At 71.3% G+C, this 26730-nt stretch carries 23 protein-coding genes and 2 pseudogenes; 7 read left to right on the top strand and 18 right to left on the bottom strand.

The window, feature by feature from the left end; translation table 11 throughout:
- The first annotated feature begins 274 nt into the window (after nt 1–274).
- From ACQ614_RS38510 to ACQ614_RS38500, 3 genes are all read left to right on the top strand, one after another.
- Nucleotides 275–883, top strand: coding sequence for a restriction endonuclease (locus ACQ614_RS38510; RefSeq protein ID WP_431683779.1), 609 nt, complete (start codon nt 275–277; stop codon nt 881–883).
- A 54-nt stretch (nt 884–937) separates the two neighbouring features.
- The gene (locus ACQ614_RS38505; RefSeq protein WP_431683778.1) at nt 938–1138 is read left to right on the top strand and encodes a hypothetical protein; all 201 of its coding nucleotides are present in this window, start codon (nt 938–940) and stop codon (nt 1136–1138) included.
- A 249-nt stretch (nt 1139–1387) separates the two neighbouring features.
- Nucleotides 1388–1855: a GNAT family N-acetyltransferase gene (locus tag ACQ614_RS38500; protein ID WP_431683777.1), complete on the top strand. Its 468-nt coding sequence runs from the start codon at nt 1388–1390 to the stop codon at nt 1853–1855.
- 59 nt (nt 1856–1914) lie between these two features.
- Here the strand turns inward: ACQ614_RS38500 and ACQ614_RS38495 are convergent, their stop codons facing one another.
- Nucleotides 1915–2163 carry a hypothetical protein gene (locus ACQ614_RS38495; protein ID WP_431683776.1) on the bottom strand — a complete coding sequence of 83 codons (249 nt, stop codon included), beginning with the start codon at nt 2161–2163 and terminating at the stop codon, nt 1915–1917.
- A gap of 129 nt (nt 2164–2292) precedes the next feature.
- Nucleotides 2293–2763 (bottom strand): hypothetical protein, encoded by a 471-nt coding sequence (locus tag ACQ614_RS38490; RefSeq protein ID WP_431683775.1) that lies wholly within the window; start codon nt 2761–2763, stop codon nt 2293–2295.
- 78 nt (nt 2764–2841) lie between these two features.
- Here ACQ614_RS38490 and ACQ614_RS38485 point away from each other — a divergent pair.
- Nucleotides 2842–4038: pseudogene (locus ACQ614_RS38485) on the top strand (IS256 family transposase); the annotation flags it as partial.
- Here the strand turns inward: ACQ614_RS38485 and ACQ614_RS38480 are convergent.
- The 6 genes from ACQ614_RS38480 to ACQ614_RS38455 all read right to left on the bottom strand — a co-directional run bounded on the left by ACQ614_RS38480 (nt 3984) and on the right by ACQ614_RS38455 (nt 14126).
- Entirely contained in the window at nt 3984–4871 is an 888-nt protein-coding gene (locus ACQ614_RS38480; RefSeq protein ID WP_431684123.1) for a TIGR02679 domain-containing protein, read from the bottom strand. The pseudogene ACQ614_RS38485 and the gene ACQ614_RS38480 overlap by 55 nt on opposite strands.
- A 50-nt stretch (nt 4872–4921) precedes the next feature.
- Complete coding sequence (locus ACQ614_RS38475; protein WP_431683774.1) at nt 4922–9130, bottom strand: TIGR02680 family protein; 4209 nt, start codon at nt 9128–9130, stop codon at nt 4922–4924.
- Nucleotides 9127–10455: a TIGR02678 family protein gene (locus ACQ614_RS38470; protein WP_431683773.1), complete on the bottom strand. Its 1329-nt coding sequence runs from the start codon at nt 10453–10455 to the stop codon at nt 9127–9129. Before ACQ614_RS38470 ends, ACQ614_RS38475 begins: the two co-directional genes overlap by 4 nt.
- Nucleotides 10455–12092 carry a TIGR02677 family protein gene (locus tag ACQ614_RS38465; RefSeq protein WP_431683772.1) on the bottom strand — a complete coding sequence of 546 codons (1638 nt, stop codon included), beginning with the start codon at nt 12090–12092 and terminating at the stop codon, nt 10455–10457. Before ACQ614_RS38465 ends, ACQ614_RS38470 begins: the two co-directional genes overlap by 1 nt.
- A 118-nt stretch (nt 12093–12210) precedes the next feature.
- Nucleotides 12211–13449 (bottom strand): IS256 family transposase, encoded by a 1239-nt coding sequence (locus tag ACQ614_RS38460; RefSeq protein WP_431676069.1) that lies wholly within the window; start codon nt 13447–13449, stop codon nt 12211–12213.
- Nucleotides 13450–13835: 386 nt separating this feature from the next.
- Nucleotides 13836–14126, bottom strand: coding sequence for a hypothetical protein (locus ACQ614_RS38455; protein ID WP_431683771.1), 291 nt, complete (start codon nt 14124–14126; stop codon nt 13836–13838).
- A gap of 194 nt (nt 14127–14320) precedes the next feature.
- Between ACQ614_RS38455 and ACQ614_RS38450 the strand changes: the two genes are divergently transcribed.
- Nucleotides 14321–15157 (top strand): hypothetical protein, encoded by an 837-nt coding sequence (locus ACQ614_RS38450; protein ID WP_431683770.1) that lies wholly within the window; start codon nt 14321–14323, stop codon nt 15155–15157.
- Between the two features lie 63 nt (nt 15158–15220).
- On the opposite strand, the gene ACQ614_RS38445 is transcribed toward ACQ614_RS38450, so the two are convergent.
- The 3 genes from ACQ614_RS38445 to ACQ614_RS38435 form a co-directional block, all read right to left on the bottom strand.
- Nucleotides 15221–15895, bottom strand: a complete 675-nt coding sequence (locus ACQ614_RS38445) for a hypothetical protein (protein ID WP_431683769.1) — start codon at nt 15893–15895, stop codon at nt 15221–15223.
- Between the two features lie 197 nt (nt 15896–16092).
- A complete protein-coding gene (locus tag ACQ614_RS38440) occupies nt 16093–16404 on the bottom strand; it encodes a WhiB family transcriptional regulator (RefSeq protein WP_431683768.1) in 312 nt (103 codons plus the stop codon).
- Nucleotides 16401–16829, bottom strand: coding sequence for a glycosyl hydrolase family 95 catalytic domain-containing protein (locus tag ACQ614_RS38435; protein WP_431683767.1), 429 nt, complete (start codon nt 16827–16829; stop codon nt 16401–16403). The genes ACQ614_RS38440 and ACQ614_RS38435 overlap by 4 nt, the downstream gene beginning before the upstream one ends.
- Before the next feature lie 111 nt (nt 16830–16940).
- On the opposite strand from ACQ614_RS38435, the gene ACQ614_RS38430 reads away from it, so the two are divergent.
- Nucleotides 16941–17399 (top strand): hypothetical protein, encoded by a 459-nt coding sequence (locus tag ACQ614_RS38430; RefSeq protein WP_431683766.1) that lies wholly within the window; start codon nt 16941–16943, stop codon nt 17397–17399.
- A 798-nt stretch (nt 17400–18197) separates the two neighbouring features.
- Here ACQ614_RS38430 and ACQ614_RS38425 read toward each other — a convergent pair.
- Complete coding sequence (locus ACQ614_RS38425; protein ID WP_431683765.1) at nt 18198–18707, bottom strand: hypothetical protein; 510 nt, start codon at nt 18705–18707, stop codon at nt 18198–18200.
- 407 nt (nt 18708–19114) lie between these two features.
- Between ACQ614_RS38425 and ACQ614_RS38420 the strand changes: the two are divergent.
- A pseudogene (locus ACQ614_RS38420) lies at nt 19115–20324 on the top strand (IS3 family transposase).
- A 74-nt stretch (nt 20325–20398) separates the two neighbouring features.
- On the opposite strand, the gene ACQ614_RS38415 reads toward ACQ614_RS38420, so the two are convergent.
- From ACQ614_RS38415 to ACQ614_RS38390, 6 genes are all read right to left on the bottom strand, one after another.
- Entirely contained in the window at nt 20399–21283 is an 885-nt protein-coding gene (locus ACQ614_RS38415) for a MurR/RpiR family transcriptional regulator (RefSeq protein WP_431683764.1), read from the bottom strand.
- Nucleotides 21284–21387: 104 nt separating this feature from the next.
- Nucleotides 21388–22683, bottom strand: coding sequence for a cyanophycinase (locus ACQ614_RS38410; RefSeq protein WP_431683763.1), 1296 nt, complete (start codon nt 22681–22683; stop codon nt 21388–21390).
- 104 nt (nt 22684–22787) lie between these two features.
- The gene (locus tag ACQ614_RS38405) at nt 22788–24014 is read right to left on the bottom strand and encodes a M20/M25/M40 family metallo-hydrolase (RefSeq protein WP_431683762.1); all 1227 of its coding nucleotides are present in this window, start codon (nt 24012–24014) and stop codon (nt 22788–22790) included.
- On the bottom strand, nt 24011–24775 hold the full coding sequence (locus tag ACQ614_RS38400) for an amino acid ABC transporter ATP-binding protein (protein ID WP_431683761.1): 765 nt from the start codon (nt 24773–24775) through the stop codon (nt 24011–24013). Before ACQ614_RS38400 ends, ACQ614_RS38405 begins: the two co-directional genes overlap by 4 nt.
- A gap of 4 nt (nt 24776–24779) precedes the next feature.
- Nucleotides 24780–25745 carry an amino acid ABC transporter permease gene (locus ACQ614_RS38395; protein WP_431683760.1) on the bottom strand — a complete coding sequence of 322 codons (966 nt, stop codon included), beginning with the start codon at nt 25743–25745 and terminating at the stop codon, nt 24780–24782.
- Nucleotide 25746: 1 nt separating this feature from the next.
- A complete protein-coding gene (locus ACQ614_RS38390) occupies nt 25747–26700 on the bottom strand; it encodes an ABC transporter substrate-binding protein (RefSeq protein WP_431683759.1) in 954 nt (317 codons plus the stop codon).
- Between the last annotated feature and the right edge of the window lie 30 nt (nt 26701–26730).

Raw genomic sequence — 26730 nt, 5'->3', positions numbered from 1 at the left:
CACAGGCCCGGGTCTCGGGCGAGGTGGCCTCGAGGAACTCGGCGGGGCCTGACCGTCACGGCTTCTCCCTCCGCCGACCGGGCGCACGCTGCTGTTCGTGTGCTTCCGTGCGCGTCTGTTGCGCCTCGCGTGGCGGCTGGTGTCATGAGTCCTTCGTATGCCAGGTGAAGATCGGGGAGAACGGGTGGGATCGCGCAGGCCTCCGGCACGCCGCAGAAGACCAGCAAGAGGCGGCGGCGGGGGCGGAGGGGCCGCTTTCCTGCTGCTGTTCGGGGTGGCCCTCGTGGTCAGCGTGCTGCTGGCGGTGCTGCGGTGGTTCCTCGCGCACTGGTGGATCCTGCTGCTCGTGCTGCTCGCCGGCGCGGCCGTCGCGGCCGTGGCGGTCCGTGACCGGATGGCCCGGCGGGCCGCCGCACTCGAGGCGCAGCGGCGGCTGCGGCTCGCGCTCACCGGGCCCGGCGGTCTGGACGGTATGGGGCACCAGGCGTTCGAGTTCGCCGTCCGTGACCTGATGCGGCGCGACGGCTGCCGGGCCGAGCAGGTCGGTGGGGGTGGTGACCAGAGCGCCGACGTCCTCGCCACCGATCCCGCCGGGCGGCGCTGGGTCCTGCAGTGCAAGCACAAGCAGGACCCGCTGCGCGGCTCCGCGGTCGGCGTCGGCGTCCTGTACGCGCTGGTGGGCACGAACGAGCGGGTGCACCGGGCACAGGTGCCGGTCGTGGTCACGAACGGCCGGTTCACCGGGCCGGCCCGCAAGTGGGGGATGGAGCAGAACGTCGCCCTGGTCGACCGCGACGTCCTCGGCCGCTGGGCCTCCAGCGGCCGGCCCCTGTGGGAGCTGCTGCCCCGCATCCCGGCGCCGCGGACCGGCCGCAACAACTGACACCAACGGTCCGGAGCCCGACGCGGGCCCGGCCACAGACATCAGGTGGGGGACATGGAGTACACCGTCAGCGCGAGCGTCTTCCTCGCGATCATCATCGTCATCCGGCTCAACCGGCGCACCGAATCACGCCGCCGCACCGACGAGCAGTTCACCGTGCTCACCAGCATCATCTTCGGCATCCTCATAGCCGCAACACCCTGGGGCCAGGGCATCCTCCACCTCGTCGGCACCGCTACCGAGGCCACCCACTGACCTCTGCCCCGACCGCCCGTCTGCCTCCAGCCCACATGAGACGAGGCCTCTTGCGGTCGTCCGGATGGGTCCGGGCTACTGCAAGAGGCCTCAATCGGTGTGCGTCAGGAGCGGCGCTGGAGGGCCCGGAGACCCAGGCCGTCGGCGATCGCGCTGGTGATGTTCGTGGCGAACCTATAGGCATGGCAGGCGAATCCGGAATTTTGGATAGCTGGCGGTGAAGGTCTTCCAGCCGGGCTAGCCTGCCCTGTGATCACCGTGCGCACCGCCACCCATTGCGACTATCCGGTGGCAGACGACCTCCTCGCCTTGGAAGGGCTCGGTGACGGGACCGGGCTGCCGGAGTTCTGGCAGGCGGCCGTGGCCTGCTGCCTGACCAGCGGAGAGGTTATCGGTGTCGTCGAGTTCGACCTTGCGTACAACCTCGGGCACGACTCCCAACGCCCGGCCCATCCGGGTGACCAGGTGTGGGTGTTCGCTCTGGCCGTTCGCGCGGACCGGCGAGGCCAGGGTGTGGGGAGCCGACTTCTTCGATTCGTGGCCGAAGAGGGCCGCAAGGCGGGGCGCACCTTCCTGGCGCTGTACGTCCAGGAAGGCGGGACCGACACGGAAAGCCGGGCACGGGCACGGTTCTTCGCCAGCCGCGGTCTGGTGAGCATCGCCAACAGCGCTGGCGACAACACCCTCGGTGCTGCCCTGGAGGACCTCAACTTCTGAGGTCGCCTGCAGAAGCAGCACTGCTGGCGCCAGGATCACCGGCGCCAGCAGTGCCCTGCTCAGACCCGGCGGTAGCTGCTCAGCAGGTCCCCGAGGATGACGGCCAGGGCAACCTCGGCGGTGAGCAGCATGACCTGGGTGGCGGAGAATCCGCCGACGGTCGAGCACACGAGGACACCGAGGACGACCTGCGACAGCCCTCCCTTCGGCTTGAAGGTCCGGGCCATCTGGACGACCCGGCCTCGGAGAACCGCGGGGGCTGCGGACGGGTTGTCGCCATCGTCGGGGCCGCGCGCGATAATGCTCATTGGTACCTCTCTGATCGGTTTCAGGTGGTGCTGGAACCGCCGTCCCCTCCCGTTCGCCGTAGGAAGCAGTGCGAGGGGCGGCGGGGTCTCATGACGCAAGGCGCCAGCAGGCACTTCGCGTCGTTCAGGTCACCGGCCAGCGACCTGGTTTGCGTAGGCCCAGACGTCTCGGAACGCCTGCTCGACCCCCGCCATGAACTGATCGCTGCGGTAGGCGGACATCTCCCCTCCGGGCGAGGCCATCTCGGCGTCGAAGACCCCATAGAGCGCCTGGTACCACTCGGTGGGCCAGCCGCTCTTCGACCGGCAGACCCGCTCCAACTCACGCTCGATCTCGGGAGTCGGGTCGTACTCGCCGCGCCAGAGGGTGCTCAAGATCCAGCGCAGGTTGAAGTCCTTGTCGGCAAGCCAGAGCACCCAGTCCCAAGGCGCGACCTTGGCCAGCTCGTACCCCGCCCGGAACCCCTCCTCGTAGTCGACCCGGGCAGCCTCCCGAAGCCGACTGGCAGCATCCGCCAGTGCTTCCACCGCCCACTCCGGCCGGTACGGCTCTTCCTTGGGCGCGAGAAGGGCAAGCCCCTTCTGCACAAGCTGGCTCACGTTGGCCTGCGGGTGGCGGGCCTGGACGCGCGTGAGAGGTGTACGGTGGCCCTGTCCCAGCATGACCTACTGCGGCTGATGGAAGCATTGAGTTCGGCAGACGGACTGGAACTCGTCCGCGGGGCGGCCGAGCGGATGCTCCAGGAGCTGATCGAGGCCGAGGCCACCGCCAGGATCGGCGCGCAGTGGAACGAGCACACCGAGACGCGCACCGCGTTCCGCAACGGGCACCGGGACAAGACGCTGACCACGCAGGCCGGCGACCTGGAGCTGGCGATCCCCAAGCTGCGGTCGGGGAGCTTCTTCCCGGTGCTGCTCGAGCGGCGCCGCCGAATCGACCAGGCCCTGTACGCGGTGATCATGGAGGCCTACGTCCACGGAGTGTCCACCCGCTCGGTCGACGACCTGGTCAAGGCCATCGGAGCGGACAGCGGGATCTCCAAGAGCGAGGTCTCACGGATCTGTCAGGACCTCGACGGCCAGCTCACCGCGTTCCGCAGCCGGCCGCTCGACCATGTCCGCTTCCCCTACATCTACCTGGACGCGACCTACTGCAAGGCACGGGTGAACCACCAGATCGTCTCCCGGGCCGTGGTGATCGCCACCGGCATCACCGAGGACGGCGGCCGCGAGGTCCTCGGGGTCATGGTCGGCGACAGCGAGACCGAGGTCTTCTGGACCCAGTTCCTGCGCTCCTTGCGCGAACGCGGCCTGACCGGGGTCCGGCTCGTGATCGGCGACCACCACTCGGGCCTGGTCAAGGCCATCCGCAAGGTCATGCTCGGCGCCGCCTACCAAAGATGTCGCGTTCACTTCCTGCGCAACGTCTTCGGCGTGATCAGCAAGGACGCCGCCGAGATGGTCGCCGCGACGATCCGCACGATCTTCGCCCAGCCCGACGCCGAGGCGGTCCGCACCCAGCTCGACACCGTCGCCGACATGCTCGGCACCCAGTTCCCGAAGGTCAAGGAGATGCTCCTGGAGGCCAAGGACGACCTCACCGCGTTCGCGGCCTTCCCCGACCGGCACTGGAAGAAGATCCAGTCGACCAACCCGCTCGAGCGGATCAACCGCGAGGTCAAGCGCCGCACCGACGTCGTCCAGGTCTTCCCCAACGATGATGCCCTGCTGCGATTAGTCACTGCCGTGCTGTTCGAGCTGCACGACGAATGGATCGCCTTCCCCCGCCGCTACCTCCCCGAGGGCAGCATGGACCAGCTCTACCCTTCCGAGCAGACCAGGACGCCCCCGCAACGGGCCTCGGCCGCTGCCTCGACCACTCGGGGGTTCTCGCAGATGTGCACCAGGGTGTCCGAGGGCGGCACGACGTCCAACTCGCGCAGTTCACGCAGTGTCAGGTGGGATTCGGCGTGGTGATCGGCCCGTTCTCGCAAGGCCCGTTCGCGCCAGCCGTGACCCACTGGACGCAGGCCGTAGGTGAGCACGGTGCTCGATACCTCGTCGGGGACGACGGCTGCGGCCCGCCACAGGGCTCGTCGACTGGGCGCGTGCTCGGGCGGCTCGCTGCCCGTGGCCCGCGCGAGGCCGCGCAGGACCAGGCGGGACAGGACCGTGTCGTCGTCCAGGCCGTGTGCCGTGCCGGTCACCCGGGTCGCGAGCTCCCCGCGGCCGTACGGCGCCGCCTCCTCGTCCCGGTCGGATCGGAGCAGCCCGAGGACTCGGATCGCCTGGTGGAGCACGCCCGCCGCGTCCTGGGGCGCGAGCCTGCCGAGCGCACCGGTGCGGCGCAGGTCGTCGAGCCAGTCGCCCACCCAGTCCTGGCCGGCCAGCGGCGATGCGGCGACCGCCGCTTCGGCCGCCGTCCACAGCGCGGCCCGCTCCTGCCGTCCGGTGTCCCGTGCCGCCCGCCGGTCGGTCAGCGACAGCCCCAGCTGTTCGACGGCTGCGATCAGTCCGCAGTCTGCCGCAGTGGCTCGCAGCCTGCTGTCCAGGTCCGCCAGCCGGATCGTGGCGGTACCGGTGGTGACCCGGCTGCCGAGCAGCAGGGACAGGGCCTCGCGCTCGGCCGCGGTGCAGCCGTTCAGCCGGATGCTGCCGTTCGGTTGGAGTCCGTTGCGTTCCAACCGGTGGTGGACCGCGGTCCACATCCGGCCGAGGTCCGGCCGGGCCAGGAACTCGCGGGTCTGCGGCGGAAGCGTCACACGGTCACCAGACGGCGGTTGCGTCCGTTCCAGGTGTAGTGCAGCGTGGCGACACCGCGGACGTGCGGGTCGCGCAGGCACTCGTAGATCTGGAGTGCGGGCACGTCGGGCCAGGTGCCCATCAGGCGCTCGCTGGTCAGGACGAAGTCGAGGTCGAGGTCGACGAGGATGCGGCCGAGCCGGCCGTGGGTCGGCTCGTCGACCTTGGCGAAGGCGTCGTCGAGGAGGATCAGTCGGGGCGCCTGCGGGGCGGTCTCGGCGAGCGTGGTGAAGTGCGCGGCGGCGGCCGCGAAGAGTGCGAGGTAGGAGAGGACCCGCTGCTCGCCCTGGCTGAGCCCGGTCCGCCCGGTGAACTTGCGTCGGCGGGCGGTGGACGAGTCGTCCAGCACCCACGGCTGGAAGGTGAACCACGTCCGGTAGTCGAGCGCGGTCCGCAGGTGCGCGGCGTAGCCCACGGCCGGGTCGGCGCGGCGCGCGTCCTCGATGCGGCGTTGCAGCACCTCCCTCAGCTGCTCCGTCTGCTCGCGGGTGCGCAACCCCGATGGGCTGCGCAGCAGTTCGACGGCTGCCCGAATGTCCGCGTCGACGGTGTCGGCCAGCCGCCAGTCGAGCTCCACTCCGAGGCCGTGCGAGGTGCGGACGGACCGCAGGGTGGTGTTGAGCGCGTCGACCAGCGCTCCCGCGGCGAGCAGCTGGGCGGACAGGTGGTCGCCCAACTCTCCGGTGAGGAAGCGTTGGAAGACCTCCCGTTCGCGGTCGGTGAGCCGGGCCCGGGCGTCGTCGGCCTGCCTGGCGATGCGTTCGCCGACCAGCGCCACGTCGTGCGGGCCGGTGTCGTCGACGAGCCGGCAGACCTTGATGCCGTCGGGCTCCTCCAGGGTCGCGTCGTAGCCGCCGGCGAGTTGGTCGCGCAGTTCGTTGAACCGGTTGAGCAACGCGGTGTCGGAGACGTCGCGGCGTTCGGGGTCCAGGCCGCGCTGCACCGCCTCGACCAGCGCCTGCAGGGCTCGCAGCCTGGTCCTGGCGTCCTCCTGGGCCGGGTCCGGGATCGACAGCTCACCTGCGAGCTCGCCCAGTGCCGCGCCGCGAACGATGTCGGGTGTCGCCAGGGCGGTGCGCAGGGCGCGTCCGCACCGGATCACCTCGGCCTCCTGCGCCTGGAGCTCGTCGTGCCTGGTCCGCTCGTCCAGCTCGCCGCGCACCACGTCGTCGTGCAGGCGCGCGGCTGTGCGCCGTGCTTTGGGCAGCTCTTCGCCGATCTCGTCGAGGCGCCGGACGATGGCCTGTTCCTCGGCGAGGATGTCCTGCTCGGTCGCTCCGACCGCGCCCTCCAGTTTGCGGATCTCCCGGCGGGCCTTCGCCAACTCGTCCGCCCGCCGCGCGTACTCCAGCTCGGCCTCCTCCCGGGCGGTGCGGGCCCGCTCGTAGCTGCGGCGTTCGTCGCGGTGGGCGGCGAGGTTCTCGGCGGTGGCGTCGACGCGACCGCGCAGTCGTCGGGTGCCGTCGGCCAGGGCGTCCAGCGCGGACCGTACGGTGAGCAGCGCATCCCGGTCGGCTGGCAGGTCGTGGGCGGTGGCGGTGGCTTCGGCGCGGCGGCGGGCGTCGACGCAGCCGGAGCGGGCATCCTGGGCGGTGCGGGCCGCCGTCGCGGCTTGCTGTCGTAGGCCGGCCGCGACCCGCTCGGTCTCCTCCAGGCGTGCCCAGGCCCCGGTGAGCTGCTGCTCGCGCGGCGGGCGCCGCAGCAGTTCGAGGTCGTCCTGGCGCTTGGTGAGGTCCGCCAGCTCGGACTGCGCGGCCCGTGCCTGGTCTTCGAGGCCCGCGAGGCGTTCGGTGAGCTCGGCGATGCGGCGCAGGCGGGTCTGTGCCCGGACCTCCGCGCCGACGTACTCCGCCACCGGCTTGGTGTGGGCGCCGCCGGTGACGCCGAGTCGCCAGCGGCCGTCCGCGCTCACCGCCCCGCCCGCTGCCGTGCCGAGCGGGGCGCCGGCCGGCACCAGGGCGACGGCCGCCAGAATGCGGGAGACCTGCGCTGCCGTCACGCCGCTGTCGCCGGTGGGCACGGGGTGCAGAGCCTGGGCGAGTGACGGGCCGTCGGCGGGTGTGGTGGCGGTGAGCACGGTGTCCAGGGTGAGTGGGTCGAGCAGCGCGCCGTCCGCGCCGACCCAGGCGTCGAGGACCCCTGATGCCTCCAACGCCGCCTCGATACCGGCTTGTTCCACCTCGCTCAGCTGCGGGGCGAAGTCGACGAGTCGGTACAGCGGGGCGCCGGTGCGGGAGGATCGGGGGGCGTCGCGATGCGGCGGCTTCGGCGGGACCGGGTCGCTGCGTTCCTCCCATTCGGTTTTCTCGGCACGGACGGCGTCGAGCGCCCTGGTGAGGTCGCGTGAGCGGAGAGCGGCTCGTTCACGCCGGTCCTCCAGGTCGCGCCGGTACGGCTCGAGCGCCTGGAACGCGGCGGATGTCACTTCCTCCGCGACCGAGATGGGCAGCGTGCGGTCTTCGAAGGATGCTTCTGCGGAGAGGTCGCGTCGCACCGCGGCGCGCACGCCGTCGGTGGGTGCCCCCGTTCGCTCCTCCAGCCGGTCCGCCCATGCCCCGACTTCGGCCGCGTACACCGCGCTCACCGTGACGACCGCCGCTTCGCGCTCCGTCACCCGGTCGGCCTCGGCCTGGGCCTGCTCCTCGAGGCGTTCGTGCTCGGTGTCCGCCTCCCGTGCCTTCGTTTCGGCCTCGCGCAGCCCGTCGAGGAGGCCGGTGAGTTCCCCGACGGTACGGAGTCGGGTTTTCACCACCGGTTCGGCGGCGGCGAGTCGGGTGCTCCAGGAGCGCAGGGAGGCCGCTGTCCCAGTGGTGTCGAAGGCTTCCACGCGCTCGGTGTGCATCAGGGCGGTGTCACCGTCCGGATCGGTGACCTCCTGCTCGGCCGCCGCGGCGAGCACCGAGGCGGTGCCGCCGACCGGATCGCCCAGGTGCGCCGGCGCCAGCCCGGACCGCTCGGCCTGCCCGCACAGTTCGCGGTGGGCCGCGCCCAGCTCACGCAGTTGCCCCGCCGTCCGCGCCGCCCCCGCGGTGAGCGCGGACCCGGCGGCCGCTTGCGCGTCGTGGGCCCGCCCGAGCGCCGTGTGGGTGGCCCGGGCCGTCGTCTGGATCGCTTCCACGGTGCGACGTCGCTCGCCCAGTTCGTGCAGGCTCCGGTAGCCGGAACTCGCCCGCAGGGTGGCGAGGTCCGCCTCGGCCGTCGCGTGCTCCTGGGTCAGTGCGTCGCGCCGCTCGGCGGCCTCGGCCTCCTCGGTGCGCAGCGCGGTGACCTTCCTGGTGGCCTCTCCGGCGGCGAGCCTGCGCTCGGCGAGCGTGCGGAGCTCGGCGAGAACCTCGTTCGACCGTCGGCGCAGGGCCCCTTGGAGGTAGCCGCGGTAACTGCCAAGGAACCGGCGCAGCGCCTCGTCCGTCCGCTCCAGCCGCCCGAGGTCGGTGCGGACGCTGTCGAGGTCGTCGAGGTTGCGGGCGACACTGTCGATCACGTCCTCGTCGAGCGCCGGCAGGGTCTCACCGAGGACGGTCACCAGGCCGCCGGATTCGATCCGGTCCCCGGTGGTCGGGCGACGCAGTCGGTGCAGCAGCTGGGTGAGGTTGCGGTAGCGGGCGGCGTCGGCCAGTCCGAACAGTTCGCGGGCCACCCTGGCGCGGTGGTCGGCGGGCCGGTCCAGCACGTTGTCGGCGCCGACGGCGGACCGCAGCCGGTCCAGCGGCAGCGGCTGCCCGGACTCGACGAGGTCGAGGTCCTCCCCCACGCGCAGTGCGGTCGTGAAGAAGAAGGGCCTGGCCGAGTTGGTGGACTTCGACGCGCTGACCGCGGCACCGACCGTCAGGTGGTGTTCGGTGCCGTCCTCGTCCACTCGGCGGAACTCGACCCACAGGTACCCGAGGCGGTTGGTCTGCTGGAAGCCGTCGAGCATCAACCAGGCCAGCGTGGTGCGACCGGTGCCGGTCGCGTCGAGGGCGCGGGCGTCCGCGTCGAGCAGGTACGGCAGCAGCATCTCCAGGGCCTTGGACTTGCCCGCGCCGTTCTTCCCGCGCAGCAGCAGGCGGCCGCCGCCGAACAGGAACTCCTGCCGGTCGTACTGCCAGACGTTGAGGATCCCGGCCCGGTTGAGCCTGAAGCGGTGCGGGGCCGTGTGCTGCGGGAGCGGCTGGATCCGGTTCACGAGGGCGTCTCTCCGTTGCGGTCGGTCTGCGGGGGCCGTCGATCGGTGCGCTTGATCGAGACGGTTGTGGCGTACCGGGCGGCGGCGGCGAGCAGCACCCACTCGCCGGTGACGCCGGGCCGAGCCGCGGACACGTCGGTGACCGACCGGCCGTCTCCGGCCGAGACCTGGTACTGCGGCGGCACCCCGTGGCCGTCGGAGCGCAGCCGGCCCGCCCGGGCCACCAATCGCATGCGGCTGAGGAGTTCGAGGACGTCAGCGCGCAGGGCGGACGGGTCCTCTAGGTATCCGCGTTGCCAGTTCGCGCGTTGCCCGTACTGGTCGAGCAACTCGTCGATCAGTTCGCCGACCAGGCCCGGAGGGATCGGCACGCCCACGGTCAGGCGGCCGCCGGTCGCCGGGTGCCCTGCTCCCTCGGGGCGCAGCCGTCTCACCAGGCGGTCGACCAGGAGCAGCGCGGCCTGTGCGACCGTCCCGGTGCCGGGGAGCTGGAGATCCGTCAGCTCGTCCTCCGGGTCGATCATCGCGATACCCTCCGCGCGGATCTCGGCTTCCAGGCCGAGCAGTTCGGCGAAGGCCTGGGCCTCTCGCCGCTGGCGGGTGCGCAGCCATTCGCGTTCGGCGTCGGTCAGCTCGTCGAGGTAGACGGCAGGGGTCTCCACCAGCTGCCGGCGCACGTAGGTCCGCGGCCCGCCGAATCCGGGATCGGCGGCACGCAGGATGAGGTCCGCACCGTCGCTGCTGTGGCTCAGCGGGCCTGCCACGATCGAGCGGGCGATGTCCCGGTTGACGGTCAACAGGGCCTCGCCGTCCCGGTCTGCGGCGACCGAGCCGACGCTTCCCTCGGTTTCGGTCAACGCGCCCCAGACGACGAGTTGGCGAAGGGCCGCCGCGAGGGTGCGCTTCTCCACCGCCCGGCCGGAATCGTCGACCACCAGGCCCGCGTCGGCCGCCGCCGCCCGAAGGTCGGCCACCAACCGGGACAGCAGCAGCTGCTCGGGCGCAGTCACCAGCACGGACAGGGCCAGCGCCAGGTAGGCGTAGGTGCGCGGAGTGAACGGCGTACCGGTCGAGCGCTCCATCCGGTGCCCGGAGCCCGGTCCGAGGCCCGCCTTGAACAGGCGCGCGTACGACGCCTCCACCAGCAGGCGGTAGCCCAGGACCTGTTGGAACCGCTGGACCAGCCAGTCCGCGTGCCGGCGCACCAGCGGGAAGGTGTCGGCGTGCGGCCCGTCGGCGGTGACCAGCGGGTGGCGCAGCAGCAGCCGGGCGGCGCTGCGCCGCTCGGCGGTGAGAGCGACGTCGTGCGAGGAGGGCAGTGCCATCAGGCGCTCACCTCCTCGACCGCGTCACCCCGGCCGGTCCCTTCGGCGGTGGTGATTCCGATCTCCACGTCGTCGACCACCAGGTCTCCGTCGACCGAGCGCAGCACGGTCGTGCGTCCCGGTACCCGGCGCAGCGTCAGGCGCACGTCCAGTTCGGCTTCGACAGCGTGGGCGTCCTGCAGGCCGAACCCGTGCGGCGCGGGCGGGTCCGCCCACCGCAGCATCGAATTCCCGAGCGCCGCGGTCAGCAGCTCCAGCAGCAGTGCCATGGCGGGGGCGCTCAGCCGCACCTGACCGAACCGGTCTGCGACGCTCCGGAGTTCGTCGGCTGCCTCCCGTCGGGCAGCGGCCTGCTCACGGGCCGCCGTGAGCAGCCGGGCCTTCTGCTCCGAGTGGTCCTCCACTGCGGCCGCCCGGCCGCGCGGTGCCCGGCTGCCGCGTTCACGCAGTGCCACCGGCACCTCGACCGTCGGACCGCTCCACCAGCTGACATAGGCCGGCACGGTGCCGTCCGGGTCCGGGGCGAGGCCGAGGTGCCGTGCGCTGTAGAGCCCGAATGCCGCAACCGCGAGGTCGTGCGCGCCCTCGGGGTCGGCGGCGTCGAACCAAGCCGCCAGCCGCAGCAGATCCCGGCGGCGCGACATCTCCCCCGCCGCCGAACGCAGCATCCGCTTGGCATTGGCCAGCAGCGACTGCAGCGCGCGCAACGTCGCGTCCCGCAGTTGGTCGACCTGGCTGCCCCGCCCGCCCGTGTCCACGAACCAGTCGCGCAGCGCCTCCCAATCGGCGAGTTCGCGCCCCCGGCTGCGCTGCACGCGGATCTCGGGCAGGCCGTCGCCCAGGGCGCCCAACCCCGTGGCGTGCGCGCCGATCAACTTCAGCAGTTCCTCCAGGTCCGGCCAGAGCCGGCCTAGGGTGGCCGCGATCCTGGGCGACCGGAAGGCGACCTCCTCCGTGATCGCCTCCACGTAGTCCAGCAGCAGTTCCTTGAACCCCTGGTACTCGGCGCCGTCCAGGTCGTACCGGGCCAGCACCTGGCCGAGGTAGGCGTAGAAGTCCCTTACCGACTCGGCGAATTCGGCGAACTGTACGAACAGCGTGCTGACCTTTTCGAGCGCCTCCTGCGGATCGGGACCACCCGGCCGGCCGACGGCAGCGGCGATCTCACGCAACCCGCGGTCAACCAGGGCCAGCAGCTCACTGCTGACCTCGCGCGCCGCATCGGCGCTCGCCAGCACCTCCTCGGCATCGCGCTGCACCTGCTCGCCAAGCTTCGAGAGCTGGTACCGAGCGCGCGAACGCTGGTACTCGGCAATGCTGGCAGCCTTCACCGTGTGACTGCTGCGCAGCAGATTCCCCCACTTCACCAGCTGCTCCAGCCGCGCAGTCACCACATCGGCGCAGGGCTGCCCTTGCCACGCCGTATCCCGCGCGAGCCTGGCCACCACGTCCGGCACGGCCAGGTCCGCGAGGAGCGTCGAGCAGAAGACCCGCATGACGGCCACGTACTCAAGGCGCTCGGGGGCGCTCAGATAGGAGTACGCGGCGAGGCGCTGCCAGACGCCGTCACCGGTCGACGACAGCGCAGACGCGGAGTCGGGGAGTTCGTCCGAGCCGTGCGGGACTGGATGGTCCATGGGGTCGAGGTTACGAGATGCCACCGGCACCTCAGCCCCGAACCGGGAAAGTCGATCACCCTGCGGTCACGTCCGCCGGAGTGGTGTATCGACGGCCACTCGGTGATCCGGTTTCAGGCTAGGCGGTAAGGGCTGTCGTGATGGTCTCGTCGGGGGTTTCTCCCTCGATCGGGTGGAGGCGGCAGCGGCCGAGGATCTCGGATCCGATGTAGCGGCGCTGTTCGGCCCATTCGTCGCTCTGCTCGGCCAGGACCGCGCCGATCAGGCGGACGATGGCGGCGCGGTCGGGGAAGATCCCGACGACGTCGGTGCGGCGCCGGATCTCCTTGTTCAGGCGCTCCTGCGGGTTGTTCGACCAGATCGACTTCCAGACCGTTCGGGGGAAGGCGGCGAAGGCGAGCAGGTCCTCGCGGGCGCTCTCCAAGTGCTCTGCGGCTTTGGGGAATCGCTCGTCGAGGGCTGCGATGACGGTGGCCATCTGCTGGCGCACGGCCTTCGCGTCGGGCTGTTCGAAGACGGTCCGCAGCAGGGTGGCGACCCAGGGCTGGGCGGACTTCGGAACCTGCGAGAGCAGGCTCCTGGCGTAATGCGTTCGACAGCGCTGCCAGGACGCGCCGGGCAGGGTGGCGCCGATCGCGTTGACGAGACCGGCGTGGGCGTCGGAGACCACCAGCTTGACCCCGCTCAGGCCGCGGGCGACCAGGGATCGGAGGAAGGCGAGCCAGCCGGCGCCGTCCTCGCTGGAGGCGACGTCCAGGCCCAGCACCTCGCGCTGGCCCTCGTTGTTGACGCCGACCGCGACCAGGCAGTGGACGTTGACGACCCTCCCGCCCTCGCGGACCTTCTGGGTCAGGGCGTCGACCCAGACGAACGTGTAGGGGCCCTGGTCGAGCGGGCGGCCTCGGAACTCGGCCACCCGCTCGTCCAAATGCTTTGCCATGTCGCTCACTTGTGACTTCGACAGCTGGGTGACGCCCATGGTCTCGGCGAGCTTCTCCACCCGCCGCGTCGAGACGCCGAGCAGGTAGCAGGTCGCGACCACGCTGATCAGCGCCTGCTCGGCCCGGCGCCGGCGCTCCAGCAGCCAGCTGGGGAAGTACGAGCCCGAGCGGACACGCGGGATCGCCAGATCGATGGTGCCGACTCGGGTGTCCCAGTCCCGATGCCGGTAGCCGTTGCGGGAGTTGACGCGCTCCTCGCTCGGCCGTCCGTACTCGCCGCCGCAGGCGCGGTCGACGTCGGCGGACATCATCGCCTCGGCGAACGTCTTCACCATCGCCCGCAACAGATCGGGACTCGCCGAGGCGAGGTTCTCCTCCAGCAGGGCGGCGAAGGGCACACTGTCAGGTGCGGTCATCGTGCTGTTCTCCTTCAAGAGCTTGGTCGTTCTCGAAGGATCAGCCGGTGGCCGTCTTACGTTCTCAGGCGACACCCGCTACCGGGACGAAACCCCCGGAACGGGTGGAACCCGTACACCACTTCCCTGGACGCAACCCACCCTGCTGCGGCTGCCGGGTTCAGCTCCCGCGACCTGGCACAGCGGCCAGTGGTCTCTCGGACGGCTCACCGCGCACTACAAGCCGACAGCGCAATATGTGAGTCGCCCCCGTTGTCGCCAGTGGGATCGGGGACGACGGGACGTCGATTGCGTGACCTGGTGCTTGAGCGTCTCGCTCGAAGCAAGGGTGTAGAGCTCTTCGCAGAAACTGCCGTATCAGTGCCTGTTGCGCCTCCCGACCTTGGTCAGTGGACAGATGGCGGCACGCCAATGAACGTGTCCCCATCCTGGTAGGCGATGCCGATGCCATGGTCGCCGAGCAGCTCCTGCAGGTCCTCATCTGGCAGCGACGGCAACAGGACGACCCGCCGCGGTACGTCCGGATGCGCGTCACTGTTCACATACCGGCCATAGTCCAGCAGCTGCCCAAGCGCCATCCGGACCGCCTCACGACGGTTCGTCCCCTTGAGCTCGTAGAGGACGTGGCCTGTCTCGTTGTAGAGGTCGGTGAGCAGCCTTGAGGTCTTGCCCTTCACCTGGATCTCGAACCGGCCGACGTTGTGGCCCTTGGCCTTGAGGCGCGCCTCGAATGCGTCGCTGAGGGTTGCTTCGCGGCGCTCCGCTTCGGTGGCGTGATGACCGCGTACCCAGAGTTCTTCGAGGAGCTCGGAAGGCGCGGGACGCGGAGATTCGGACGGGCGCGTCCGGGGAGTGGCAGCGGTTCAACGGCATGCTGGCGGGCCTGCTGACCTGGACGCGGCGCGAGGGTCTGCTGCGCGGGCAGCGCAACCGCGTCCTCGAGCCGGTTCTGAGGAAGCTCCGCAACTCGGTGGCACATGGTTCGTATCACTTGGCCACCCCGGTGGACGCCGCACGGACCCTGTCGGATCTGGCCGAGATCATCAACCATCTCTGGGGGCATCCGACGCCTGGAGGCCGGCTCTACCCGGCGCAGGTGGACCGGACGATCGTCGCACTCGGATGGCCCGAGAACAGCGGAAGCACGATTGCGGCCCGCGCCGAGGACTTGACCTCCTCCGAGGAGGACGATCGCACCTGGGTCGTGATCTGTGCCGTGTACGACGATCCCGACCTGTTCGAATTCGCGGCACGCTGCGCCACGACGGCCTTCCCGGCGCAGTACCTGTGGGGCCCGGGAACGCGGGCCGAGGCCGCGGCCTGGCTGATCCGCCATCAGCCACAGCCGGACCGGTGCGACTGCCTCGACCAGGTCGTCCTCGTCCCGGTTCGGGACGACCTGGTCGGCCTGCCCGTCTACCCCGCGGTCGCCGCAGGGCTCCCCGCCACCGAGCAGAACGGCAGCTGGCATGCGGTGCGCGTCGACCGGCCCCGGGATGCCCTGGGCCATGTCCGGGCCGTCGTGGCGACAGGGCAAGGACACAACGCCGCCGGCGAGTGCCGGGACTGCCCCGCCGAGACACTGGCCGTCGGCGACATCGCCACGGCTTTGGAAGCGGCGCGGAACGCGGGTGCCGACACGGTGCCCGTGACCGTGCCGGACGTTCGCACGCCCTTCGCCAACCGGTTCTCGCGGTCCTCTGTGTGATCCCGGCTTACCGGCCTGGTTCGGGTGCAGAGCCCCTGGGCCCGGCGACGCACGTCAGCAGTGTCAGCCGGCGGCCTGGGCCAGGCGTCGCATGATCGTCATGAGGTCGTCGGACGGGGCGATGCTCATCGTCCGGGTCTCGGGATCGCAGACCGTGATCGATGTCAGGGTTCCGTTGCGCCACCAGAACACGCGGGGCGAGATGGATCCGGGTCCGTCCTCGTAGGCGCCCTGCCCGAACTGAGCCAGGGCGTTGACGGCTTCGACCACGTGCCGGTCGGCGAGCGGGTAGAAGACGAGGTTGTGGCGGTTCGGGACGACGAGCAGCACGCCTTCGTCCGGGAGCGCGGGGCCGCCGGCGGCACCCACCGCCTCCTCGAGGACGAGCACCTTGCTGGCCGCGAACGCCGACTCGGGGTGGCCGAGGATGTGGAGGACGGCGCCATCGGGGAGGTCGACGGTGTCGTAGTTGACCGGCGTGTTGAGCAGGTTGGAGCGTGCGGCCGCCATGAGGGTGTCCCGCTCCACGAGGGCCACGTCCTGGTCGTCGAGGACGCGGACGTTGTCCGGGGTGTCGAGGGCGATGCCCTCCAGGAGGTCCGTGGCGAGCGGGCGCAGATAGCTGAAATGCTGTCGCGCCTGCGCGGGTATCGACTCCTCGGAGACCAGCCGGAGGTACACGTTGCCCAGTGGGTCGGGCCTGCTGGCGGGGCTGGAGGGGGCTGACAGGTCGGTCATGCGCGGCTCCTTCGGGAGTATGCGGCTGCGGTAGGGCCGGGGCTTCGTCCGGTGGGCCCGTGCGTCGCCGGTGCACTGGCGGATTTTCCTTGATCAGATCACACCGCTCCGACATCGCCCGACACGAGTTGGCATGCCCAACACCAAGTGGGGCGGGCAGGGCGGGCACGGCTGGAGGGGGCCGATCTGTGGAGGGGTCAGCCTGCTTGCAGCAGATCTTGCACGGCGAACTGCTGCTCGTGCTCGGCGCGCGCGGCTTCCAGCAGGCTGCGCCAGGAGTCGACGGTGGGACGCCGGCGCAGCAGGGAGCGGCGGTCGCGTTCGGTCATGCCGCCCCAGATGCCGTGCTCGATGCGATGGTCGAGGGCGTAGCCGAGGCACTCGGTGCGTACCGGGCAGCCGGCACACAGGGCCTTGGCGCGGTTCTGCGCGGCGCCATCGACGAACAGGTCGTCGGGGTCAGCCTGTCGGCACAGCCCAGACGTGGCCCAGTCGGTCTCGTCGTTCACCGGAACCGCCCTTCCCCCAAATCCGGTCTCGGATCTCCCACCCTACGCAAGGTGCGTGAGGGGTGAGCGTAGGGGAGGTCGGGCGCTGGGCCTGGGCGCAGGGCGACGGCGTGTTGCTCGTTGGGTGATGCGGGATCAGGGTGCCCGTGCCGGCGGTGTTGGCCGCCGCGCGGCTGGCGGCCATGCCCTGCGGATCGCCGTGGTACTCGGAGCGTCTCGCGGGGGCCGCCGAGCCGGGCGGCCAGCGCGGCGACCCACGCGAGGCTCCAGCCGGTGCCGCCGCCGTGTTCCAGCCGGCGGTCCAGCGCGCGGCGGGCCGGGGCGAGCAGGGTGTCGTCGGTGAGCGGGTCGACGGCACTGCCCGGATAGAGGCCGTACAGGTGGGAGAGGTGGCGGTGGCCGGGGTCCTCCTCGGGCAGGTGCACCGGCTGACGGTGCAGGGCCCTCGTGCGTGCGATACGGCGGCGCTACGCGGCTGCACCGGCATGGTCGACGTTCGATCGATCATCGATGATCCGCCTCAGACAGGGTTCTCCATGCACGTCCTCCGCCGAGTCCTCGCAGTGTTCGCCAGTGTGGCGCTGCTCGCCGGTGTAGGCCTGTTCACGTCCTCCGCCGCACAGGCCGCCACCTCCTGCTCCGGCACCATCACGTACGACCAGACCGTCTCGCACAACGGCAGTGCCATCGGCGAGTTGGCCATCTACTACAACAGCAGCGACGGCGGTACGAACAGCGCCTGCTTCTACCACCGCGGTGCGTCCTACGACGTCTCCGCGACGACCAGCGTCGAGATCTACCGGTGCCTGCAGAAGTCCGGCACGGGCGGCGGCTGCACCGTCGACGCCACCTCGCGCATCGACAAGGGGTCGTACGCGTACAACGCCGGGCCGGTCGGCGTGACCGGCCCGGCGAACTACTGCGTCTACGCCTACGGCTACATCAACTGGGCCGGCCACGAGTACTCCGTGTCGAGCGGAACCCGGGGCTGCTGAGCCCTGCGTCCCGCTCCCTTCCACGGGCCTCGGGAACTCCCCCGGGTTCCCGCACCGGGCTCTGGCCGTCCTCCCCCACCAGGCCGGCGCCCGACAGATTTCCAGTTACCAGCGCGTCGAACCACTGGATGTTCGGCGCAAGAAGGGACGTTTCCCCGTGCGCAAGAAGCTCGTCTCGGTCCTCGGCGCCCTCGCGATGGCGGGAGCCGCCACCGTGATGACCGCACCGGAGGCCTCGGCTCTCACCGCCTCGCCGACGGAGGTCTGCGGCCCCGGCTACAAGGTCGTCGACTCCCAGCAGCTCATCAACCGCACCGTGTGGGTCTACCTGACCTACAACAGCTCCAACGGCTACAACTGCGTGGTCACCATCCGCGGGAACGGGGGCGACCCGGTGCACATGTCGGCCGACCTCACCGTCCAGGGCAGCCCCAGAAGTCCGACACCGGCTACTACAAGTCCTATGCGGGCCCGGTCTACGCCTACGCCGCGGGCAAGTGCGTCAAGTGGGGCGGCTTCTTCAGCGACTTCGACCAGAGCGCGTACGAGAGCCCCTGGAGCCACTGCGGCTGACCGGCGCCGGCCGACCCGACGGTGGCCCCGCCACCGGGCCCGGATCCCGGCCCACAGCGATCCGGCCCGGTGGCAGGGCTTCGGCGTTCCGCTCCGCCCGATGCCACTGCGGCCCGATGCAGCAGCCGGAGGCGGCGGGGCGGACGCGGCGACCGAACGCAGTGGGCGCTGCCCCGGGACGACAGGTGTCCCGGGGCAGCGCCCGTTGTACGGCGGTGGGGCGGCTCAGGTATAGCAGTAGTTGAGGTTGCCCCGCGCCGAACCGGAGGTACCGGTGGACCAGGTGGCCTTGCCGCTGGTGTTGTAGAAGACGAGGTTGCCGTCGTCCTTGAGCTTGGCGTGCCCGCCGGGCGCCGGGTTGAGGGCGCCCAGCGTGCAGACGATGCCGCCGGAGGCGTTGAACAGCTTCACGTAGCCGGACTTCGACCAGTCCACCCGGACGACGCCCTTGCCCTTGGTGCCCGAGGCCCAGACCGGGTACGCGTCGGCTCCGGTGTACTTGTAGAGCACCAGGTTGCCGTCGGACTGGAAGGTCAGCTCCGACATGCCGTTGTCCGCCGATGCGTGGCTGCCGGGCGTCCAGTCGCGTTGGGCCAGAGTGAAGTTGGCGACCGAGGCGTCGGCCGAGGCGGTGGTGGCGGTCAGGCCGAGCGCACCGGCGATCGCCGTCCCCACCAGGGCGGCGCGCAGGAGACGCCTGGGGGCCGGGGAGCCAATGGTCTTGCTGGGTGTCACGAGGGTCCTTCCGGGAGGCCGTCGCGCCGCGGAGTGGCACGGCGGCGGTTGTCGGCGCTGTGGCGGCCGTGGCGGCCTTGCCCGGCCGGTCGGGGATGCGACCTCGGCCGGGCGGAGCCGCGCCTTTCCGGACCACCCTAGGAAGAGCGTGTATCACCCGCGTAGCGCCGCAACGGAATCCGGCAACGGAGGTCTGGACCAGTTGACTTCAAATGCACTCCAGCATCCAAACTGCCTTCCGCGGAACGCAGCTGGCGGTCCCCGTCAGGAGTGCGACCGGCGGGCACCCGTATACCGCATGGTGCAACCGGACGGTACGCAGCAACGGGATCGTGCGACGGTGAGGTGCCCCCTGGGGTGTGGACACTCTGACAATGGATCTTGGTGGTCCGAGGAAGGGTGTCCTGGTGGGACGTAGGTCTCCGTATCCGGAGGAGTTCAGGAACGACGCGGTGGCGCTGTATCGGGCGACCGCCGGTCGGCGCACGTACGCGGCGGTGGCGGCGGATGTCGGGGTGACCGGCGAGACGCTGCGGTCCTGGGTGCGCCAGGCCGACGAGCAGGCGGGCCGGTCCCGTGTCGGCGAGGCCGTCGAGGACCGGGACGAGGAACTGACCCGGCTCCGGGCCGAGCTCGGCAGGCTTCGCAAGGCCGAGGCCGAGTGGCAGTTGGAGCGGGAGATCCTGCGGCGGGCGGCCCAGTATTTCGCGAAGGAGATGACGACATGACCCGCCGCTGGGGCTTCATCTCCGCCCACCGCGCCGACTTCGGCGTGCAGCGGATATGCCGCATGCTCGGGGTCTCACGCTCGGGCTGCTACCGGTGGCTCGCCGGCGCCGAGGCTCGCGAGGCCCGCCGGGCGGCCGACGACGCCCTGGTCGCGGAGATCCGCGAAATCCACGCCGGCCACCGGGGAACTACGGGGTCCGCCGCGTCCACGCCGAGCTGCGCGGGTTCGGGCACACCGTCAACCGCAAGCGTGTCGAGCGGCTCATGCGCATCCACGGAATCGAGGGCCGGCACCTGCGCCGACGCAAGCGCACCACGGTTCCGGACAAGCTCGCGCCGCCCGCCCCGGACCTGGTCCGACGCGACTTCACCGCCGCTGACCTGGACGAGAAGTGGTGCGGCGACATCACCTACGTGCAGGCCGGCGGCACGTGGCTCTACCTCGCCTGCGTGATCGACATCTGCTCGCGCCGGGTGCTCGGCTGGTCCATGGCCACGCACATGCGGACCGAGCTGGTCGTCGACGCCCTCACGATGGCGGTGGCGACCCGCGGCGGCCGCGTGGACGGAGTGATCTTCCACGCGGACAGGGGCTCGCAATACACCTCAGCCGTGTTCGCCCAGGTCAGCGACCGCTTCGGCGTCCGACGGAGCATGGGCCGCGTCGGGTCGAGTTACGACAATGCCCTCGCCGAGAGCCTCTGGCAGGGCCTGAAGAGAGAAGCGATGCAGGAGGCGTTCGCGACCGTGCGGCAAGCCAGGCTGGAGATCTTCCAGTGGCTCACCTACTACAACGCCCGCAGGCGCCACAGCTTCCTCGGCTACCTCTCACCCGTCGAGTTCGAACAGCAGCACCAAGCAGAACATAGACTCACACTCGCGGCATGAACCCCCGTGTCCACACTCCGGGGGACGCCTCACCTCCCGGCCGCACCCGCGCGAGGATCCGGCCCGGGCCGGCGTCAGGTCAGGCCGATGCGGCGGGCGGTCTGTTCGCCGCGCTGCATGTGCTGGTGGGCACGGTCCCCGAGTTCGCCGATAATGCCGGCCACCACCGTCTCCACGACGGCGAGCGTGGGAACCAGGCTGTCGTAGGGCGAGGGCGCCCCGACCTGGCTCGAGAGCACGACCTCGGCCTGGGTGCTGACGGGCGACAGCCAGGTGTCGGTGAAGAGCACGACGCGGCCGCCGGCCTCGCGGACGAGTTCGGCCGCGGTGACCTTGTCGTCCTCGTAGCGGCGGTAGTCGAAGACCACGAGGACGTCGCGCCGGCCCAGCGCGGCGAGGTGGGCGGTGCGCTCGACCGGCCGGTCGGGGAGGAAGCGCACGTCGTCGCGCATCTGCATCAGGTGCAGGCCGAGGTACTGGGCGAAGAGGTGGCTGAAGCGGCCGCCGGCGAGGGTGATGCGGCGCTTGGGGTCGGCGAGGAGCTGGACCGCCCGTTCGAGGTCGTGGGGGGTCACCTCGGCCAGGGTGCGGTCGACCGCCGCGGTGAAGACCTCCCGGCCCCGGGCGAGCAGGCCGGCCGGTCCGCTCGGCTCGCCCTGCCCGGCTTCGGCGGAGGAGCCGTACTTCCCCGCGGCGTACAGGGTGAGCGGGGAGGCCTGGCGCTCGTCCAGCTCGGCCCGCAGTGCGGCCTGGAAGTCGGGGAATCCGCGGTAGCCGAGCCGGTTGACGAAACGGATCACGGTGGGGGCGCTGACGTCGGCGCGTTCCGCGAGGGTGGCGATGGTCTCGAAGCCGGCCGCGGGCCAGCCCGCGAGCAGGACCCGGCCGACCTTGCGCTCGGCAGGACTGCACTCGCCGAGCCTCTGCCGGATGTCTTCGGCGAGCGTGACGGGGGCCATCGTCGGGTCCTTTCCCGGGCGGGGAATCGGGTCGGTCGGAGCTGTGATCCCTGCAGCCTAGCGAAACGCCGGGCCACGGGGATCGACCGTGCGGGCCGGGCCGGTCAGCGGTCGGCGGGGCCGATGCCGACGGTCAGGTCGGCGAGGGACGCGGCGGCGGTGCCGTCGTCCGTCCAGGCCCGGGTGTCGCCCCTCCTGTCGAAACGGATCACGAACGCCGGGCCGGTCTCGTAGGTGGTGGCCGTGGCGGTGCGCTGGGCGGTGGTGGCGGTCAGCGCCCGGGCGGTGCCGGAGAAGGCGTACGGGACGCCGTCCGGGTTGTCGACGGAGTAGAAGGCGTCGTGGTTGGCCGGAACGGGTGCGTTGGTGGCGGCCGTGAGCGGCTCGCGGCCTGCGGCCGGCTCGACCTGCCAGGAGCGGGGCTGGTAGCGGTCGCCGCGGGTCAGGTAGCTGTAGCGCACCCCGTCGATGCTCCAGCGGCCCGCGACGGTGCGGGTCCTGGCGCGGCGCAGGTCGAAGACGGAGACGCCGTGGGTACCCAGGACGCGGATCGACTCACTGTGGGTTCCGGCGTGTTCGACCTCGATCGCGGTGTTCTCGTCGAGGGCGAAGACGCGGTCGTGGCCGGTGTCGGCGGCGAGCCGGATCGCACGGCCCTCGCGGCCGTAGGTGCTGGTGTGGGTGTCCAGCAGGCCGGGGCCGAAGAAACCGAAGCCGCCGGCGGGGATGTAGCCGAGGCGGGTGGCGTCCTCGAAGTAGCCGGGGGCGCTGCCGTCGCGCAGGGCCTGGTAGCTGTCGCCGCCGCTGACCATGTCGGGGCCGGAGGCGATCTGGGCGCCGGCACTGGAGCCGGCGACGACCGCACCCGCCGCGAGCTTGGCGCGGATCGCGGCGAGCACCTTGGAGTCGGTGTGGGCGTCGCCGTGGAGCAGGCTGGTGATGTAGCGGTACTGGTCGCCGCCACCGAAGAAGAAGCCGGTCATCGACTCGACCCGGGCGACGACCGCGTCCGAGTCGGCGGCGTCCACGTGGTCGATGTCGACGGGGATCCACTCGGCGTCGGCCGCGCCGTGGCGCTTGAACAGCTCGGCGTAGTACCTGCCGTTGCAGACCGAGTTGGAGCAGCGCTCGGGGTCAGCCGCCTCGGGGTCCTGGCTTTCGGGGACGGACGCGGCGGTCAGGACGCCGATGCGGGCGCGGCCGGGCCCGCCGGCCTTGGTGACGATCTCGCCGTAGATCTCGGCGTTGTCGTCCTTCAGGCCGCCGCCGACGAGGATCAGCGTGCCGCCGTCCCGCTCGGTGCGGGCCCAGGCGGCCGGGGCGGTGGTCGCCGCCAGGACGCCGGCGGCCGCCAGGGCGAGGGCCGCGCGGCCGGCGCGCGGGGGAAGGGTTCGGTGCATCCGGGATCTCCCGTCGGGGTGAGGGGGGTGGAGCCGAAATGGGTGGAGCCGAAATGACCGGGTGCGTGCCGTCCGCCGGGCGGCACGCACCCGGTGGTCCGGGGTCAGGTCCTGCGCAGACGGCCGACGAGGGCGGCCAGCAGGGCGACGCGGCCGGGCACGCTGGCGGTGTCGAGCCATTCCTGCGGGGTGTGGTCGGCGCCGCCGATCGGGCCGAGGCCGTCCAGGGTGGGGATGCCGAGGCCGGAGGTGAGGTTGGCGTCGCCGACACCGCCGGTGGAGGCGCCGCGGACCTCGAGGCCGAGCTCGGCGGCGGCCTCGAGGGCGAGGACGAGCAGGTCCTGCGCGGCCGGGGTGTTCTCCATGGGCGGGCACAGGTCGAGCTGGTCGACCCGGGCGGTGGTGCCCGCGACCGCGGTGTGTGCGGCGGCTCGCCGGATCGCGGCGATCGCGGTGTGCAGACCCGCGGTGGTGGTGGCGCGGACCTCGACCTGCAGCTCGGCCTCGGGGCAGACGATGTTGGTCCTGGTCCCGGCCCGGACGACGCCGACGTTCAGGGTGACGCCCGGCCAACGGCCGTTGAGCGCCTGCAGGTCGACCACGAGGTGGGCCGCGGCCAGGGCGGCGTTGGCCCCGCGCTCCGGTTCGATGCCGGCATGGGCGGCGCGGCCGGTGACGGTGACCAGCAGGTCGACGACGCCCTTGCGTTCGACGACCAGGTCGCCGTTCTCGCGGGCGCACTCCAGGGCGAGGGCGAAGTCCGCCCCGGCGGCGACGCGTTCGGTGACCGGGCGGCTGGCGGGTGAACCGATCTCCTCGTCCGGGGTGGCGAGGACGATCAGTTCGGCGAACGAGGTCAGGCCGTGCCGGACCAGCAGCTCGGCGGCGGTGGCGCCGGCGAGCAGCCCTCCCTTGTCGTCGCAGACGCCGGGGCCGTGGGCCAGGGCGCCGTCGATGCGGAAGGGCCGCCCGGCGGCCGTGCCGTCCTCGAAGACCGTGTCCATGTGGCCGACGAGGACGATCCGGGCCCCGCCGTCGGCGGCGGGCAGCGTGCCGGCGAGCCGGCCGACCAGCACGTCTCCGCACGGGCGTCCGTCGAGCGGGCCGACGGGGATGCGCTCGGTCGTGAAGCCGATGCCCGCGAGGCGTCGCTCCAGCCAGTCCGCGACCCGGTTCACGCCGTCGGCGCTGTAGGAGCCGGAGTCGAGGGCCACCAGTTCGGCCAGGCCGGCGAGGTAGTGCGGCAGCGCCGCCTCGGCGGCGGCCCGCAGGGCCGCGGCGGTGCCCGGCGGGCGGTCCGTGGTGCGTGCCTGGTCGGCGGGGGCGCTCACAGGACCTTGGACAGGAACGCCTTGGTGCGTTCCTGCTCCGGGTCCACCAGGACGGTGCGGGGGTCGCCGGCCTCGACGACCACGCCGTCGTCCATGAACACGGCGGTGTCGCCGACCTCGCGGGCGAAGCCGATCTCGTGCGTGACCACGACCATCGTCATGCCGTCGGCGGCCAGGTCGCGCATGACGTCCAGGACGTCGCCGACCAGCTCCGGGTCGAGCGCCGAAGTCGGCTCGTCGAACAGCATCAGTTTGGGCTTCATGGCGAGCGCGCGGGCGATCGCGACGCGCTGCTGCTGACCGCCGGACAGCTGGGACGGGTAGTGGCCGGCACGGTCACCGAGGCCGACCCGGTCCAGCAGGCGCTGCGCCTCGGCACGGGCGTCGGTCTTGTTGACGCCGTTCACCCGGACGGGGGCCTCGGTGATGTTCTCGAGGGCGGTCATGTGCGGGAAGAGGTTGAAGCGCTGGAAGACCATGCCGATCTCGCGGCGGCGCTCGGCGACCTCGGACTCGCGGAGCTCGTGGAGGCGGTTGCCGGCCTGGCGGTAGCCGACCAGGTCGCCGTCGACGGTCAGGCGGCCGCCGTCGACCTTCTCCAGGTGGTTGATGCAGCGCAGGAACGTCGACTTGCCGGAGCCGGAGGGCCCGAGCAGGCAGCACACCTGGCCGCGTTCGACGGTGAGGTCGATGCCCTTGAGGACGTCGAGCTTCCCGTAGTGCTTGCGCACGCCCTCGGCGTGCACCATGGGCTGGGCCATCGGTTCAGCCCTTCCGGTCGCGGTTGACGGTGAAGAGGTCGGTGACGCCGACGAACATGCGGCGCAGCGGTGAGACCTGGGCCATGCGGGTGGTGCCGCGGCCGTAGCGGCGCTCCAGCCAGGCCTGGGGGACGGACAGGACGGTGGTCAGCGCGAGGTACCAGAGGGCGGCGACGACGAGCATCGGGATGACCTGGTAGTTCTGGGCGTAGACGTCCTGGATGTTGGACATCAGGTCGTGGGCGGCGATCACCGAGACGTAGGCGGTGGTCTTGAGCATGTTGATGGTCTCGTTGCCCATCGGGGGGATGATGACGCGCATGGCCTGCGGCAGGACGATGCGGCGCATCGTCAGGGCGGGCTTCATGCCGAGGGAGTGGGCGGCCTCGGTCTGGCCGGGGTCGACGGACTGGATGCCGGCGCGGACGATCTCGGAGGCGTAGGCGGCCTCGTTGAGGCCGAGCGCGAGCAGGGCCGCGATCGACGGGGTGAGCAGGCTGTTGGTGTCGAACTGCACGAAGGTGATCGTCGTGAACGGGATGCCGATCATCACGTGCTTGTACAGGGCGGCAGCGTAGGCCCAGAAGATGATCTGGACCAGCAGCGGAGTGCCGCGGAAGAGCCAGACGAAGAGTGAGGAGAGGCCGTACAGCACGGGACTGGCGGACAGTCGCATGACGGCGACGAGGGTGCCCAGGGCCAGGCCGATCGCCATGGCCGCGGCGGTGAGCCACAGGGTGGTGACGAGGCCGTCGAAGATCAGGTCGGCGAAGAGGTAGTGGCCGACGACGTCCCAGTGCAGGTTGGGGTTCTTGGCGAGAGAGCCGACGAGTCCGACCAGGGAGAGCAGGGCGACGGCGGTGGCGATCCAGCGGCCCCAGTGGCGTACGGGGACGGCGGTGAGTTCGTCGGCGCGCACGGGGGCTTCCTCGGTCCGGGTCGCGGGTGCGGAGGTCGGGGAGACGGTCATGTCAGTCCACCGCGCCGTTCTTGGTGGCCTGCTTGACGGCGATGGATTCGGCGCCGTACTTGGCGTAGATCTTGGCGAGGGAGCCGTCGTCGATCAGCTGCTGGAGGGCCTTCTGGACGGCGTCGGTCAGCTGCGGCAGGTTCTTGGCGACGGCGATGCCGTTGGGTGAGGCGTTGTAGCCGCCGAGCGCGGCGGGGTCGTCGACGACCTCGAAGGCGGCGCCGCCGTCGGCGGTCTTGGCGGTCCAGCCGGCGGCGGGCTTGGTGAGGACGTCGGCGACGACCTTGCCGGAGCGCAGGGCGAGCTGGGCGTCGGAGTCCTTGGGGAAGGTCTGCAGGTGGACGGCGCCCTTGCCGAGTTCGCGGCACTTGTCCTGGTGCTTCTCCAGGAGCTTCTGCTGGTTGGTGCCGGTCTGGACGGCGACGGAGCGGCCGCACAGGTCGTCGAGGGTGACGATCTTCTGGGGGTTGCCCTTGGCGACCATGATGCCGGTGCCGGAGACGGAGTAGTCGACGAAGTCGACGACCTGCTCGCGCTCCTTGTTGTCGGTGATAGCGGAGATCGCGGCGTCGTACTTGCCGGCCTGGAGGGCGGGGACGATGCCGTCGAACTTCTGGGCCTGGAACTCGAACCGGACGCCGAGCTTGGCGCCGATGGCCTGGCCGAGGTCGTAGTCGAGGCCGGTCATCTCCTTGCTGCCCTCGGAGACGTACATCTCGAACGGCGGATAGGGGATGTCGGTGGCGACGCGGACCTTGCCGGACTTCCTGATCGCTTCCGGCAGCGCGGCGTGGAGGGCGGCGTCGGACGTGACGGTGACGCCGGCGATCGTGACCGGGGCGGCCGCGTCGGGAGACGGTTCGCCGCCTCCGCTGCTGCAGGCGGACAGGGAGAGGGATCCGCACAGGGCGATGGCCGCCAGCAGGGCCGGTCTACGGAAGACGAGGGAGTTCACGTCGCTACCTTTCGGGAACCTTGGCGGCGC

Source organism: Kitasatospora dryopteridis (assembly GCF_050749075.1).
Taxonomy (GTDB): domain Bacteria; phylum Actinomycetota; class Actinomycetes; order Streptomycetales; family Streptomycetaceae; genus Kitasatospora.
This window is presented reverse-complemented; position numbering and strand designations above follow the sequence as displayed.

Excerpts from the sequence above, each read along its gene's own strand:
- ACQ614_RS38505 (WP_431683778.1), top strand. The coding sequence starts at position 938 with ATGGAGTACACCGTCAGCGCGAGCGTCTTCCTCGCGATCATCATCGTC.
- ACQ614_RS38450 (WP_431683770.1), top strand. The coding sequence starts at position 14,321 with ATGCTGGCGGGCCTGCTGACCTGGACGCGGCGCGAGGGTCTGCTGCGC.
- ACQ614_RS38430 (WP_431683766.1), top strand. The coding sequence starts at position 16,941 with ATGCACGTCCTCCGCCGAGTCCTCGCAGTGTTCGCCAGTGTGGCGCTG.
- ACQ614_RS38495 (WP_431683776.1), bottom strand. The coding sequence starts at position 2,163 with ATGAGCATTATCGCGCGCGGCCCCGACGATGGCGACAACCCGTCCGCA.
- ACQ614_RS38465 (WP_431683772.1), bottom strand. The coding sequence starts at position 12,092 with ATGGACCATCCAGTCCCGCACGGCTCGGACGAACTCCCCGACTCCGCG.
- ACQ614_RS38470 (WP_431683773.1), bottom strand. The coding sequence starts at position 10,455 with ATGGCACTGCCCTCCTCGCACGACGTCGCTCTCACCGCCGAGCGGCGC.
- ACQ614_RS38410 (WP_431683763.1), bottom strand. The coding sequence starts at position 22,683 with ATGCACCGAACCCTTCCCCCGCGCGCCGGCCGCGCGGCCCTCGCCCTG.
- ACQ614_RS38445 (WP_431683769.1), bottom strand. The coding sequence starts at position 15,895 with ATGACCGACCTGTCAGCCCCCTCCAGCCCCGCCAGCAGGCCCGACCCA.
- ACQ614_RS38395 (WP_431683760.1), bottom strand. The coding sequence starts at position 25,745 with ATGACCGTCTCCCCGACCTCCGCACCCGCGACCCGGACCGAGGAAGCC.
- ACQ614_RS38400 (WP_431683761.1), bottom strand. The coding sequence starts at position 24,775 with ATGGCCCAGCCCATGGTGCACGCCGAGGGCGTGCGCAAGCACTACGGG.
- ACQ614_RS38460 (WP_431676069.1), bottom strand. The coding sequence starts at position 13,449 with ATGACCGCACCTGACAGTGTGCCCTTCGCCGCCCTGCTGGAGGAGAAC.
- ACQ614_RS38480 (WP_431684123.1), bottom strand. The coding sequence starts at position 4,871 with ATGTGGACCGCGGTCCACCACCGGTTGGAACGCAACGGACTCCAACCG.
- ACQ614_RS38415 (WP_431683764.1), bottom strand. The coding sequence starts at position 21,283 with ATGGCCCCCGTCACGCTCGCCGAAGACATCCGGCAGAGGCTCGGCGAG.